This is a genomic window from Ruegeria sp. CF8 (assembly GCF_056537285.1).
Genome location: NZ_JBQFRG010000001.1, coordinates 1 through 12932 on the forward strand (window position 1 = coordinate 1; position 12932 = coordinate 12932).

15 protein-coding genes are annotated in these 12932 nt (G+C 57.0%); 7 read left to right on the top strand and 8 right to left on the bottom strand.

Going from position 1 to position 12932, the window contains the following annotated elements:
• From ACR0EV_RS00005 to trxB, 3 genes are all read right to left on the bottom strand, one after another.
• The coding region (locus ACR0EV_RS00005; protein ID WP_480798995.1) for a hypothetical protein at positions 1 to 169 on the bottom strand (169 nt) is incomplete at its 3' end.
• Positions 170 to 365: 196 nt separating this feature from the next.
• Entirely contained in the window at positions 366 to 2057 is a 1692-nt protein-coding gene (locus ACR0EV_RS00010; protein ID WP_480798227.1) for an adenylate/guanylate cyclase domain-containing protein, read from the bottom strand.
• Positions 2058 to 2167: 110 nt separating this feature from the next.
• A complete protein-coding gene (gene trxB / locus ACR0EV_RS00015) occupies positions 2168 to 3109 on the bottom strand; it encodes a thioredoxin-disulfide reductase (RefSeq protein ID WP_480798228.1) in 942 nt (313 codons plus the stop codon).
• Between the two features lie 216 nt (positions 3110 to 3325).
• On the opposite strand from trxB, the gene ACR0EV_RS00020 reads away from it, so the two are divergent.
• Complete coding sequence (locus ACR0EV_RS00020) at positions 3326 to 3826, top strand: Lrp/AsnC family transcriptional regulator (RefSeq protein WP_480798229.1); 501 nt, start codon at positions 3326 to 3328, stop codon at positions 3824 to 3826.
• Positions 3827 to 3945: 119 nt separating this feature from the next.
• Here ACR0EV_RS00020 and ACR0EV_RS00025 read toward each other — a convergent pair whose 3' ends face one another.
• From ACR0EV_RS00025 to lgt, 4 genes are all read right to left on the bottom strand, one after another.
• Positions 3946 to 4728, bottom strand: a complete 783-nt coding sequence (locus tag ACR0EV_RS00025) for a Hint domain-containing protein (RefSeq protein ID WP_480798230.1) — start codon at positions 4726 to 4728, stop codon at positions 3946 to 3948.
• 733 nt (positions 4729 to 5461) lie between these two features.
• Positions 5462 to 6220: a peptidoglycan editing factor PgeF gene (gene pgeF, locus ACR0EV_RS00030; RefSeq protein WP_480798231.1), complete on the bottom strand. Its 759-nt coding sequence runs from the start codon at positions 6218 to 6220 to the stop codon at positions 5462 to 5464.
• Complete coding sequence (locus ACR0EV_RS00035) at positions 6217 to 7284, bottom strand: class I SAM-dependent methyltransferase (protein ID WP_480798232.1); 1068 nt, start codon at positions 7282 to 7284, stop codon at positions 6217 to 6219. Before ACR0EV_RS00035 ends, pgeF begins: the two co-directional genes overlap by 4 nt.
• On the bottom strand, positions 7281 to 8168 hold the full coding sequence (lgt, locus tag ACR0EV_RS00040; RefSeq protein WP_480798233.1) for a prolipoprotein diacylglyceryl transferase: 888 nt from the start codon (positions 8166 to 8168) through the stop codon (positions 7281 to 7283). The genes ACR0EV_RS00035 and lgt overlap by 4 nt, the downstream gene beginning before the upstream one ends.
• Positions 8169 to 8265: 97 nt before the next feature.
• On the opposite strand from lgt, the gene ACR0EV_RS00045 reads away from it, so the two are divergent.
• From ACR0EV_RS00045 to ACR0EV_RS00065, 5 genes are all read left to right on the top strand, one after another.
• Positions 8266 to 8514: an accessory factor UbiK family protein gene (locus ACR0EV_RS00045; RefSeq protein ID WP_050604795.1), complete on the top strand. Its 249-nt coding sequence runs from the start codon at positions 8266 to 8268 to the stop codon at positions 8512 to 8514.
• A 321-nt stretch (positions 8515 to 8835) separates the two neighbouring features.
• Complete coding sequence (locus ACR0EV_RS00050; protein WP_171091662.1) at positions 8836 to 9336, top strand: type III secretion system chaperone family protein; 501 nt, start codon at positions 8836 to 8838, stop codon at positions 9334 to 9336.
• 39 nt (positions 9337 to 9375) lie between these two features.
• Positions 9376 to 10191 (top strand): pyrroline-5-carboxylate reductase, encoded by an 816-nt coding sequence (proC, locus tag ACR0EV_RS00055; protein ID WP_480798234.1) that lies wholly within the window; start codon positions 9376 to 9378, stop codon positions 10189 to 10191.
• The gene (locus tag ACR0EV_RS00060; RefSeq protein WP_480798235.1) at positions 10184 to 10522 is read left to right on the top strand and encodes a tRNA-binding protein; all 339 of its coding nucleotides are present in this window, start codon (positions 10184 to 10186) and stop codon (positions 10520 to 10522) included. Before proC ends, ACR0EV_RS00060 begins: the two co-directional genes overlap by 8 nt.
• Positions 10522 to 11472, top strand: a complete 951-nt coding sequence (locus ACR0EV_RS00065) for a 2-hydroxyacid dehydrogenase (RefSeq protein ID WP_480798236.1) — start codon at positions 10522 to 10524, stop codon at positions 11470 to 11472. The genes ACR0EV_RS00060 and ACR0EV_RS00065 overlap by 1 nt, the downstream gene beginning before the upstream one ends.
• Here ACR0EV_RS00065 and ACR0EV_RS00070 read toward each other — a convergent pair.
• The gene (locus tag ACR0EV_RS00070; protein WP_480798237.1) at positions 11469 to 12047 is read right to left on the bottom strand and encodes a thymidine kinase; all 579 of its coding nucleotides are present in this window, start codon (positions 12045 to 12047) and stop codon (positions 11469 to 11471) included. The genes ACR0EV_RS00065 and ACR0EV_RS00070 overlap by 4 nt on opposite strands.
• Positions 12048 to 12401: 354 nt before the next feature.
• On the opposite strand from ACR0EV_RS00070, the gene ACR0EV_RS00075 reads away from it, so the two are divergent.
• Entirely contained in the window at positions 12402 to 12863 is a 462-nt protein-coding gene (locus tag ACR0EV_RS00075; RefSeq protein ID WP_171091651.1) for a hypothetical protein, read from the top strand.
• The last annotated feature ends 69 nt before the right edge of the window (positions 12864 to 12932 follow it).

Consider the following 12932-nt stretch of genomic DNA (forward strand, 5'->3'; position numbering starts at 1 on the left):
AGCCCTTGAGCGGGTTGAAGCCGCCATTCATCAGCAGTTCCAGATCGCAGATCTGGCGCGGGCTCAGGTCATGGCTGGTCAGATCCGCCGCTTCAACCTTCAGTTTCTGCGCCGAGTCATAGGACACATAGAGTTCGGGGATCGGGGCCAGATTGCTTAACATCGTCATTGGAAAACTCATATCGCAGTGTTGATTAGCCAGTGGGTATCAGGCGTTTTCGGGGCATTTGCACGGACTGATGGGCGAAGTCCACCGGCGTCAATGAAACAAAGGAGGATATGCGCTGATTTTTCCTGAATTGGAAGGAATTTCTAACTTGGCAGCAAGTCGTGTGAAATGGTTCCTCAGGATGGAATGAATTCCCTCACGCAGAGTATAACTGTTCCTGTTTTTGTCTGTTTGTCTCTAGTTGCGAGGCGCGCGTCACTGGCAGGGCGGGAATCGGCTCTGAGACGCCACGTAGCTCGAAGGGTCGGACCTCTGCCTGAGCCACATCCACACCCGCGGCGCGCAGTAGTTCGTCAGAAACCAGCAATTCGGCTCCCAGAGCTTTGGTTTCGCTCTCCAAGCGGCTGGCCACATTGACCGCATCACCGATGATCGTTTTCGCGGCGTGGCCTTGCGCGCCGATTTCGCCCACGACCAGATCGCCAAGATGCAATCCCATGCCGATGCGAATCCCAGGGCTTCCTTCTGCCTCAAGCTGTTGGTTGAAGTGATCCAACGCCCGGCTGATCGCTATTGCCGCATTTAACCCTGCACGGGCAGAGGCCGCCGCATCGCGTTTTTCGAATACAGCCAGCAGCCCATCGCCCATATACTTGTCCACGATACCGCCTTCATTCGTTATGGCGGGCACAACCGCATCGAAGAACCGGTTCAAAAGAAACACGATGTCATAAGGCAATTGCCCCGTTGTGCGGGCGGTAAAGCCTCGCATGTCCAGAAACAGAACGGCCAGCTTGCGTTCCTGTCCCTGACTGGCATGCCCGCGAATCCGTCCACCATCTGGACGGAATACACGGAAAACGGTGGTCGGCTCGGTGGGGCGGATCTGGCAGGCCAGTCGTGTCTGGGGCGAAGCGCCAACTGCAGCCAGACTGCGCGCCTCGACCTCACTAGGTGCTGGCAGTGCGTCGCCGCCGTCCTCAACAATGACGCGGCATGTGGTGCAGCGCCCCTTGCCCCCGCATAAAGCGGCATGAGGTACGCCATTGGCCTGCGAAATCTCAAGCAAAGTCATACCTTTTTCCGCAACGACATCAGGCCCTTTCGCATATGAGATGCGCACAGAATGCCTGCGTCGCCATAGTTTACGCCCAATAAACACAAGACCCGTGATGCCCAATGCCATCCAAAATGCCATCATGGCGTTGTCTTTGACGCTGAACAACGTCTGAAAGGCTTCGGGGGACGGCCAGTTATAATGCTCGATATACTGTTCGCGCAGGAATTCGTCAGAAAAATCGGCCCAGATGCGACGACCTTCGGTCAACAAGCCTGCCAGTGCGAAAAGCGGAACAAAGACCGCGACACCGATCAGATAAGGCACCGCCCGAGACCACCATTTGGTCAGCCGCAGCCACATATGCAACCCGATGCACCCATGCACCCAGACGATCAGCAGCAGAGCACTTTGCATCCAGACGGCAACGCTGGGCCACATCAGTATGATGATGTACCCCATCTCGTCATTGACGTCATAGATCTCATGCGCGACCCGCGTCTGAATAATGTGTGAGATCAACTGCAAAGGGATCAGCAGGCCTAATACCACCTGAAGCGCTGTGCTGAATGGCATGCGCAGTGTCCTGCGCTGCGCGATAGATACCAGGGCCAGACCGGCATGCACGAACAGCGCCACGTAGAGAAGTACACTGATGGCGTCGTGGCGCGTCACGCCTTTCCGGCCATCCTGCATCCCGTGCAAGTAGTCGGTATGAAACAGTCCCAAGCCGATATTGATGAAATGAAAAAACGCAAAGACAAACAGGACCAAGCCACTGCCGATCCGAAGTCGGGTTGCCCACCCGCCGCGCCAAAGAGCGTTGTTCAAAAGCTCACCCGTTTTTCGCCTGTCTTGTGGCAATCCTGATACGGCACTGTGACTGGGTCAAGGCGGCAGGGTGGAAGTCCCCGACCCGTGTCAGGGACCAAAGCTCGCCACTATTCGTTTTCGGCCAGGAAACGTTCGGCGTCCAGTGCGGCCATGCAGCCCATGCCAGCGCTTGTGACGGCCTGACGGTAAACGTGATCTGTCAGATCGCCTGCCGCAAACACACCCGGAACTGAAGTCTCAGTTGTGCCCGGCTTGGTAACGACATAGCCGCCCATATGGGTTTCCAGCGTGTCCTTGACCAGCTCGTTCGCTGGGGCGTGACCGATGGCAACAAAGACACCTTTACACGGGATCTCTGTGATCTCGCCAGTTTTGACATGTTTGACGCGAACGCCTTCCACGCCCAACGGCGCGTCAGTACCGATCACTTCTTCCAGTTGGTGGAACCACAGCGGTTCGATCTTTTCATTCTTCATCAACCGGTCTTGCAGGATTTTTTCCGCCCGCAGCTCATCGCGACGGTGGATCAAAGTGACCTTGCTGGCGAAATTGGTCAGGAACAGGGCTTCTTCCACAGCGGTGTTGCCGCCGCCGATCACCACAATCTCCTGCCCGCGATAGAAGAACCCGTCACAAGTGGCGCAGGCCGAGACGCCAAAGCCTTTGAACTTCTCTTCTGACGGCAGGCCAAGCCATTTAGCACGCGCGCCAGTAGCCAGGATAACCGCATCTGCGGTGTACGTTGTGCCACTGTCGCCTTTAGCGGTGAAGGGGCGTTGGCTGAGGTCCAGATCGCTGATGATGTCGCCGATCACTTCACAACCCATTGCTTTTGCATGGTCCTGCATGCGCACCATCAGGTCCGGCCCCTGTACTTCGGTATCACCGGGCCAGTTTTCGACTTCGGTCGTCGTAGTCAATTGGCCGCCGGGCTCGATCCCCTGAACCAGAATGGGCTCCAGCATGGCGCGGCTGGCATAAACCCCTGCGGTGTATCCTGCGGGCCCTGACCCGATGATCAGAACCTTGGTGTGTCTTGTGTCGGCCATGCTAACCCCGCTCGAATTGCCTGAAATGGGCCGTTAGCCCGTCGCCCCGATATAGCGACCGACCGACCCGGCTTAAACCCCCATCCTTATTGTGACCTCCTGCGCTGTATCCGTAAGAAACGAGCGATTTGAAAACAAAGAAAATTGCGCATGTGCGAAACATTATTGCGCGCGTGTGGGGGGCTGATATAAGAACCGAAAAACCAGGAGCATTTTATGGTCACGACTCGGCTGGATGATATTGATCGAAAGATTCTGGCGGAATTGCAGGCAGACGGTCGGATGACCAATGTTGAGCTGGCCAAAAGGGTCGGCATCTCGGCACCGCCTTGTCTGCGTCGGGTGCGCACACTGGAAGAGTCCGGCTATATCACCGGCTATCATGCCGAGGTCAATTCACGCGAGCTTGGTTTCGAAGTGCAGGTGTTTGCCATGGTCGGGCTGGACAGCCAGGCCGAAACCGAACTGCGCGCGTTCGAAGAACGATGCCGCGAATGGCCGCTGGTTCGAGAATGTCACATGCTAAATGGCGAGGTCGACTTCATCCTGAAATGCGTCGCCCCCGATCTCAGCAGTTTCCAGCAGTTTTTGACCGGTGAACTGCTGACCACGCCTAACGTGGCCAGCGTCAAGACTTCGCTTGTTATCCGCGGCGCAAAAGACGAGCCAGGCGTGCCGTTCGACGTTCTGGAAGAACGTATGAACCGGATGGCGTAACGCCGACACGTTTCGGATGTGCTGTGTTTGGTGGCAGCATCGCAGCCACCGCAAGGGATAGAACCCAACTTAGTACCAGCTGCATGATGCCCCCCATAATGCAGTACTTATTATCACGCTCAGGCTGACATCGCGTCGATCTCTCCATCTCCGGCGCGCGGCATTAGCAGCGGGCCAAAATCGTTAAGCGACTCGATATGAGCGAACAGGTTCAGATAAATCGACCGCAACGAATGGCTGATCATGCGAACCGCGTTCACACCTGGGTGATATGTCTCGAACTGTAAACCATCTACGCGAATAACGGAATGCCGTTTGAGGCAAATGTGAAACAGTTCGACTGGCGTTGGTGGCATTGTTTCAATCACACCCATCCCATCCTGAAATTCAGAGACCGGCGTCAGAATCGGTTCACCGCCATGTAGATGCCGCAAATGCCCCGGAGAGCCTACGATTCGCGCCGCTGGTCCGGCAATTACGCCCGACATCGGCTTTTGCATCCCAAACGTGTCCGCCATGATCCGAGTCAGCGGGCGGGTCCGTCCGCGTGAATCCTCACGCCCAGGGATCAGAGTGACAGACCCCTTCCACAACACAGTTTGCGAGCTGCCGTCCTGCGTCAGAACTGTGTCGCCTGGCATCAGGTCCTCAATCGCAACCGGTCCGTACTCCGTTTCAACCAGCGATCCTCGCGAAAAGGCGCAAAACGCGTCTTCAAACATCGGCAGAGCGGGTGCGATGTGACGGGTTTGAGCCACGTCTCCGTTTGGCAGCAGGCTGCTGACTTCATAGCGGCGCAGTTGCGCCTTAGGTTTTGCGACCGGCCGCGGTGCTTCCCGCAGCATGGGCGACGTTTCGATGGCATTTCTGGCCGCACGGGCCAATGAATTAGGAATAGTCATAAATATTCCGTCCCCTCAAATGTCCGAACAGGCCTGGCGTACCCCCGTACAGGCCCACCTGACGAACAGGTTCTTTGTCTTGAAACGAATGGAAGACCCTTGGACGGCGACCGTTCCGGCCCCGCATGGCGACAAAATCCCGCTTTCCAATGGTCAACACATTGACCCCCCAGACAAACTCGTACTTCACGGGCGGCAATTGCCCGCACACACACAAACTCCTGAAAAAAATCGTAAATTTTAACTTACGACTTACGCGACATCGGGCCGGAGCGTACCCGTTGCGCGTTTACCCCGTCTTTTGACCGGCAGCTTGGTCTTGGGGTTCTCCTGATTCAGCGCCGGGCCGCAATACGGCTGGCAACCCTCGCAGAATGGCTTGATACCCGTTTCCACGGCATTTCCAGCTTATGGTCCCGAGTGGCGGCAACCATGGCTTTGAGAAAGCGGGATTTGGGTTTCATATTTCTGGTCCTGCATTGTGCGGGAAGGTCATTCCCGCATCCTGTGTGAACCTTTTGTGACGGCGATTTGCGGCACGGATAAGGCTTAACGGGGATGTTTTGCAGACAAGAAATAAATTTGCACAGTCCTTTCACTCAACACGCCAGCGTTCAAAACACGAACGTCAGATACCCATCTGATTGCCGGCAAAACTCGTTACGATTCTTGAGTCTGGTAAACACAACAAATGTGGCGGAAAAGTGGCAGTGCGCCTAAATCTGGACCTGAATCACAATCTTATGACCGAAATCAGCCTGCCGTAATCGGCCTCATTTTTGTGCGTTGCGCGGCGATAGGAATAGAACCGATCCGAGTCGGAATAGGTGCAGTGCCGGGTCCATTCGGCATGTCCAACGCCAGCCTTCCGCAACCTGTGCAGGCCAAAGGCGGGCAGATCAAATTGCAACCGGTCATCCTGTCCGTTTGCAAAGAATTGCGTGTTTTCTGAAGAATCGGCGATGAATGCGTCCAGAAACTCGGGGCCCACTTCATATGCGCGCTGCGAAATGCTGGGGCCGATCACGGCGCTGATGTCGTTTCGATTGGCGCCAAGCGCTTCCATGGCATCCAGCGTGGCTTCCAAAACACCGTCCAGCGCCCCGCGCCAACCCGCATGGGCAGCACCGATTACCTGAGCATTTGGGTCGGCAAACAGAACCGGCTGACAATCCGCAGTGAGAATCGTCAACGCGAGGCCAGGTGTTGAAGTGACGATGGCATCGGCCTTGGGTCTTTCGCCCTGAACCGGCCCTTCAACTGTCAGAACTGTCGGAGAATGGACCTGATGCACACCGATCATTGCCTCAGGTGTAACCTCCATTGCGTCCGCCACCCGCCTGCGGTTCAACGCCACAACCTCAGTTTGGTCAGACGAGCCATAGCCGCAATTCAAACCGTCAAAGATGCCGGACGAGGCTCCGCCGCGACGGGTGAAAAACCCATGACGCAGTGGTAACAGCAAGTCTGAGGTCAGAATTTCCAATGTCATGGCTCTAATCCTGGCGGTGGGGCGGCATAGGCCGGGAAAAGGCCCATCACTTTGAACAGATTTCCCATTTCATCCGGGTGCGTCAACCGGCGATGCGCGGCAACCAATGCGTCCAGCTCAGAACCGCTCAGCGCCTTGGACAAAGCCTGCGCGCGCGCCGTTATGCCAAGCCGCTCCAGAAACACGCCCTGAGGTGTCACGCGCGTATGGCGACATCCGCAAGCGCGAGTTGCGACAGCCAAAGGTTCAAAATCCACATGTGCCGTCAGATCGGCCTGACCGGGCGCTGCCAGAGGATCGGCACGTTCGTGGTTTTGCAGAGCCTGCAACGTGTCGCCCAGCGAATGCCAGTCACCGTAATCCACGATCAAAGCCGCACCGCCATGGCTGGTGATCCGACCAGCAATAACGGTCAGAATGGGAATCGCTGCTGCACATAGCTCGATCAGATCGCCGTCTTTAGTGTCCGCAAGCCTGTCCTTCAACGCTGCTTGCGGTCCGATTGGGCCCCGCCCAAACAGCAGCGCGCCGTCCCGCTCACCCACCAAGCGTTCTCTCCACCCGTCGCCATCACGCAGAAACTGACGAATAGGCAAGGCATCAAAGAATTCGTTTGCCACCAAAAACAGAGGCTGGTCCGGCAGGTCTGCGACGCTGCCTATCCAGGTCGGCGCGTAATCCTTCAAGGTCTCGGCCTGCACCTGTTTCAACACCGGTGAGACCTCGACCAGTGTCACTCTTGCAGCATCGTGGAACCTAGGTACACCCCGCGTCGCGCGTAGAATGTCGGCCATAAGTGTGCCGCGCCCCGGACCCAGCTCGCACAAGGTAAACGGCGCGGGCTTGCCCTGATCCATCCAGCATTGCGCCAAGGACAGCCCGATCAGTTCTCCAAACATCTGACTGATCTCAGGCGCGGTGGTGAAATCCCCCTTGGACCCGAGTGGATCGCGGGTTGTGTAGTAGCCCAGCGTGGGGTGCAACAGGCATTCGGCCATGTAGTCTGCCACGCTCATCGGCCCATCCTGCCGGATGCGGGCGACCAGATGATCGGTCAGGGTCATGCCGCCCGCCGCGCGCGCAGGGCGAACCAAAGGCCAATCGCGATCATCGGCAATGACAGGATTTGACCCATGGTCAGGCCATAGCCGCCCACATGCCAGGCCAGCCCCAGCGGGTTGCCGGGCGACACGAACTGAGCATCCGGTTGACGGAAGAACTCGACAATAAAACGCGACGCGCCGTAGCCGGCCAGAAACAGGCCCATGATCAGCCCGGGTTTCTGAAAGGCCCTTCTGCGATAGACCATCCACAGCAGCAGCGCGCCCAACAACAGGCCCTCAAGCGTGGCTTCATACAGCTGCGACGGGTGCCGGGCGCACATACCTGCGACCACGCCGGGGCAGTCCTGCGCGGCGAAGCCGGGGAAGACCACGGCCCAAGGTAGTTCGCTTGGGCGACCCCACAGTTCGGCATTGACGAAGTTGGCCAGCCGCCCCAGCAACAGGCCAGGTGGAACGGTGTAGGCGACCAGATCACCCAGCGACAGGGCGGGGATTTGATGACGGCGGGCAAACAGGTAGGACGCGAGGATAACGCCCATTAGGCCGCCATGAAACGCCATGCCGCCTTGCCAGACTTTCAGAATCTCTAACGGGTTCGATAAGTAATAGGCCGGCTGATAAAACAGCACAAAGCCAAGCCTGCCACCCAGAATCACGCCCAGAATGATCCAGGTGACCAGATCCTCCAGCTGTTCAGGCTTCATCGGAGGGGTATCTGCGTGCCATAGGCTTGGGCGCCGCAGCGCCACAACGGCCAGCCGCCAGGCGATAAGAATGCCGGCAATGTAGGCCAACGCATACCACCTTAACGCGAACTCCATCCCGAACAGCGAGATCGAGAACAATTCGGGCGACAGATCGGGGAAATTCAGAACAGCCTGCATGTGCGTCTCATTGCCCGGGGTTTGCAGGGCAAGTCAACCTTGAGCCCACGCCATTCTTTGCCCATATACAGATAAACCGTGATACCGGAGTGAACACATGCAAACCCGCAACAAGATCCTGGACGATGTTTCCCAACTGATGACCAATGCCATGGGCGTGGCGCAGGGCGCGCGGGAAGAAGCCGAAAACGCGATGAAGTCAATGATCGACCGCTGGCTGGCCGACCGCGATTTCGTAACACGCGAAGAATTTGACGCCGTCCGCGCCATGGCCCAGAAAGCCCGCGAAGAAAACGCTGCACTTGAGGCGCGTATCGCCGCGCTTGAGGCAAAACTGGACAAATAACGCCTCGGCGTTCCTTGTTTCAAAGTTTTTTGTGCAACATTCAAAACCGCGCAATCCAGCTCGGATTGTGCGGTGACGTGTATTTTCACGCTTTGCGGAATTTAATCAAGACAAAGCTGGTCCAAGTGCCAATATTTTGACCTGCGTTGCCGACTGTCCACAACTTATTGCTGTTATCCCCAAGAAATGGGGTTGTCAGAACCCACGCCACATCGCACCATATTTAGTACAGGTCTACGGGGGAAGCCCGGCTTGTAGAGCAGGCAACTAGCGCTGGGGCGCTGCCAGCCCCGAAATGCTAGAGATTAGTGAGGTGGCATTATGGCCCTTTCCGAGCAGTATCTCGAAGAAGACATTCATCCGATCGACATTGTTGAACATCTGGCCGAACATCACGACTGGGATTTTGATCGTATTGGGGACGATCAGATTGCCATGGCTGTCGAAGGCCAGTGGCGGACGTATTCAATCACTCTGGCCTGGTCCAACTATGACGAAACGCTGCGCATGGTGTGCTCTTTCGAAATGGAGCCACCGGCCGAGCGTGAGATGCAGCTCTATGAGTTGCTCAACAAGATGAACGACCAATGCTGGGCAGGTGCCTTTACCTATTGGGCGAACCAGAAGCTGATGGTCTACCGCTATGGTCTGGTCCTTGCAGGCGGGCAGACGGCCAGCGCGGATCAGATCAACACGATGATCACCGCCGCCGTCATGAGCGCCGAGCGGTACTACCCCGCGATCCAACTGGTGACCTGGGGCAATCGAGAGCCAGAAGAAGCCATGCAAGTGGCCATTGCAGAGGCCTACGGCCGGGCGTAAAGCTTTGCCCCAAACCGACTAGTAACGCGGGAGGGGCAAATGGACATGGTACGTGTTGCCGAACAGGGGCTTGTGCTTCTGGGGTGCGGAAAGATGGGGTCCGCAATGCTGGCGGGGTGGCTGGAACACGGCCTCCCGCCAGCGTCCGTTTGGGTGATCGATCCGTACCCCTCTGACTGGCTGAAAGGGCAGGGCGTCAACATCAACACCCCCCTGCCCGAAGCCCCTGCTGTGGTACTTGTGGCCGTTAAACCGCAAATGATGGGCGAGGCATTGCCAGCCATTCAGGCACTGGGCGGTGGTAAAAGCCTGTTTGTTTCGGTCGCGGCAGGCACACCTATCACCACGTTTGAAACTGTTCTGGGCAGCGACACGCCCATCATTCGCGCGATGCCGAACACGCCTGCCGCCATCCGTCAGGGGATCACAGCGCTGATCGGAAACAGCCACGCCTCTGGCGATGATCTGAATTTGGCCGAAAACCTACTGTCTGCAGTGGGTGAAACAGTGCGCCTGGAGGATGAGACTCAGATGGACGCCGTTACCGGGTTAAGCGGCTCTGGCCCGGCTTATGTCTTTCACCTGATCGAAACACTTGCCGCCGCGGGTGAAGCGCAAGGACTTTCGGCGGAACTGGCGATGAAACTGGCCAAGTCGACCGTTGCGGGAGCCGGTGCGTTGGCCATGGCAGCTGAGGATGATCCAACACAATTGCGCGTCAATGTGACGTCCCCGAACGGAACCACACAAGCTGCGCTTGAAGTACTGATGCATGATGAGCAGGGGTTCCCCGACCTGCTGCACCGTGCCGTTAAGGCTGCAACCGAGCGATCCAAGGAGCTGTCGCGTGAGTGAGATTTCTTTCGACGACTTTCTCAAAGTCGACATCCGAGTAGGCGAGGTGATCCGCGCCGAACCCTATCCCGAGGCCCGCAAGCCTGCGATCAAGATGTGGATCGACTTTGGCGACGAAATCGGCGAGCGCAAAACCTCGGCTCAGATCACGGCACATTACGATCCGTCGGCTCTGGTGGGTAGGCAAGTCATGGCCGTTGTCAATTTCCCACCGCGCCAGATCGGCAAGTTCATGTCCGAAGTTCTGGTGCTGGGCCTGCCCGATGAAAATGGCGAGATCGTTCTGATTGGACCGGATGGCAAAGTTCCAACTGGCGGACGGATGCACTGATGAAACTGCTGATCACGCGCCCGATGACACCGGCAGTCGAGGCCCGCGCCCGTACCGAGTTTGATGTAGAGATACGTGAGAACACTCTGCCCATGACGCAGCAGGAGATGCTGTCCGCTTTGACGGAATTCGACGTTGTATTGCCAACGCTGGGGGATTTGTTCTCGGCGCAGGTTTTTGCAGATGCCGGTACATTGCGCTGCAAGCTGCTGGCCAATTTCGGCGTTGGTTACAATCATATCGACGTCGAGGCCGCGCGCGCAGTAGGAATTGATGTGACCAACACGCCTGGTGCTGTCACCGATGCAACCGCAGATATCGCGATGACCCTGCTGCTGACCACGGCGCGTCGCGCAGGCGAGGGCGAGCGGCTGGTCCGATCGGGTCAGTGGCAGGGGTGGCACCCGACGCAGATGCTGGGGCATCACGTGACAGGCAAGCGCGTCGGAATTGTTGGAATGGGTCGCATCGGGCAGGCCATCGCTCGGCGTTGTCACTACGGTTTCGGAATGCAGGTGGGATACCAGTCCCGTAGCGCTAAGGATTTGGACTTCCCGGCTGAGTTCATTCCCGATTTGCAGGCTCTGGCCGCCTCGGTCGACTTCCTCGTGCTGGCGGTTCCTGGCGGGGCTGACACCCGCCATCTGGTCAACGCTCAGGTCCTAGAGGCGATGCCCGCTTCGGCCATTCTGGTTAACATTGCGCGGGGTGAGGTCGTGGACGAAATGGCCCTGATCTCGGCGCTTCAATCCGGTCAGATCGCAGGGGCAGGGCTGGACGTTTACGAGTTTGAACCCAAAGTTCCACAGGCCCTTTGTGACATGGAAAAAGTCACCTTATTACCGCATCTGGGCACGGCCACAGAAGAAGTGCGCAGCAGCATGGGCCAAATGGCGTTGGACAATGTTGCGGCCTTTGTGGCGGGCGGAGCATTGCTCAACCCGGTCTAATCGCCCACCGCCTCGCGCCAGTGCTTGCGGCAGAGCGAGACATAGGTCTCGTTGCCACCGATCTGTACCTGAGCACCCTCGGTGATGGCCTTTCCGTTCTCGTCCTGACGAATCACCATAGTGGCCTTGCGCCCACATTTGCAGATGGTGCGGACCTCGCGCATCTCATCTGCAAGGGCCAGCAAGGCGGCTGATCCGGGGAATAGTTTACCGCGAAAGTCCACCCGCAACCCATAGGCCAATACCGGCACATCCAGATCATCTACGGCACGCGCCAATTGCCAGACCTGATCATCCGACAAGAACTGAGCTTCGTCGATGAAAACACAAGCCACGCGGCTTTGGTTCAGGCGGTTTTGGATCATGGCGAACACATCGTCATCGGGCCGGAACGTATCAGCCTGTTCCGAAATTCCGATTCGTGAGGCAATGCGCCCGGCGCCCGCGCGCCCGTCAATGGCAGCGGTCATCAGATAGGTCTGCATCCCTCGCTCGCGATAGTTATGCGAGGCTTGCAGCAACACAGTCGATTTGCCCGCGTTCATTGTGGAATAATTGAAATACAGCTTTGCCATGTCGCGGGTCTAAATCGCTTGGCGGAAAGGAACAAGACAGCAATCATTTTGGTGGAGCGACGTCGCCGTTGTTTCTGCAGAGGCCGAGCTACGCTCTAGGGGATGGAACCCCCACATCTGCAACAGCGACGCCGTCGGCCAACATGTGGCCAAAACGCAGCGAGGCCAAACAATACCACCTCGCAATCACTCGTTACCGGCTTGAACTGCCGCCACTCACTCACAAAATCCCCCGCTTATCTGAGGGATAGTCAATGTATGACATTTCAATTATGACTCAGTTATGGGAAATTTCCCGACGCTTTCCCCCGTTTGGACATCGGGCGGGCGTTTGCAGGTAACAAAGGTAAAAAAATGGCAGATATCGGGGCCTATCTGAAGAAACACACTGAAGCATTGGTCAAGGACGTCGGAATCGAGGCCGCATGTGAAATTACCGGGAAATCCAAGGCCACATTAGGGCGGTATTATTCCGACAACGCCGAACATGCGGACAGGTTTATGCCCGTGGATGCAGTGGCTCGCCTTGAAAATGCAGCGTCTTATCCGCATGTGACATCCGCTTTGGCTGACCTGAAAAACATCACTCTTTCATATGGTGATCGCAACTCGGATGAACCACGCACAGGCGGTGTAAATTCGGACGTGATCGCGCTCAGCCAGCGGTTTGCGATGCTGATGACAGAATATCAGGCTGCTATCGAAGACGGAATTATTACCGTGAACGAGGCCAAACGGCTGCTGAAAGAAACCAGTCTGTTGCAGCAAGTCCTTATCGAGATGAAGCTGCATCTGGAAGAAGAAAGCGTCAGCTGAGCCTACCGTCTTAGGTGAATGCTCGCGCGCTGGCTGAAAATCGCCGGTTGCTTTGTCTTCATGGCGTGA

Bases quoted from the DNA above. Each gene is read 5' to 3' on its own strand.
- trxB (WP_480798228.1), bottom strand. From the start codon at position 3,109: ATGGCCGACACAAGACACACCAAGGTTCTGATCATCGGGTCAGGGCCC.
- ACR0EV_RS00020 (WP_480798229.1), top strand. From the start codon at position 3,326: ATGGTCACGACTCGGCTGGATGATATTGATCGAAAGATTCTGGCGGAA.
- ACR0EV_RS00025 (WP_480798230.1), bottom strand. From the start codon at position 4,728: ATGACTATTCCTAATTCATTGGCCCGTGCGGCCAGAAATGCCATCGAA.
- pgeF (WP_480798231.1), bottom strand. From the start codon at position 6,220: ATGACATTGGAAATTCTGACCTCAGACTTGCTGTTACCACTGCGTCAT.
- ACR0EV_RS00035 (WP_480798232.1), bottom strand. From the start codon at position 7,284: ATGACCCTGACCGATCATCTGGTCGCCCGCATCCGGCAGGATGGGCCG.
- lgt (WP_480798233.1), bottom strand. From the start codon at position 8,168: ATGCAGGCTGTTCTGAATTTCCCCGATCTGTCGCCCGAATTGTTCTCG.
- ACR0EV_RS00045 (WP_050604795.1), top strand. From the start codon at position 8,266: ATGCAAACCCGCAACAAGATCCTGGACGATGTTTCCCAACTGATGACC.
- ACR0EV_RS00050 (WP_171091662.1), top strand. From the start codon at position 8,836: ATGGCCCTTTCCGAGCAGTATCTCGAAGAAGACATTCATCCGATCGAC.
- proC (WP_480798234.1), top strand. From the start codon at position 9,376: ATGGACATGGTACGTGTTGCCGAACAGGGGCTTGTGCTTCTGGGGTGC.
- ACR0EV_RS00065 (WP_480798236.1), top strand. From the start codon at position 10,522: ATGAAACTGCTGATCACGCGCCCGATGACACCGGCAGTCGAGGCCCGC.
- ACR0EV_RS00070 (WP_480798237.1), bottom strand. From the start codon at position 12,047: ATGGCAAAGCTGTATTTCAATTATTCCACAATGAACGCGGGCAAATCG.
- ACR0EV_RS00075 (WP_171091651.1), top strand. From the start codon at position 12,402: ATGGCAGATATCGGGGCCTATCTGAAGAAACACACTGAAGCATTGGTC.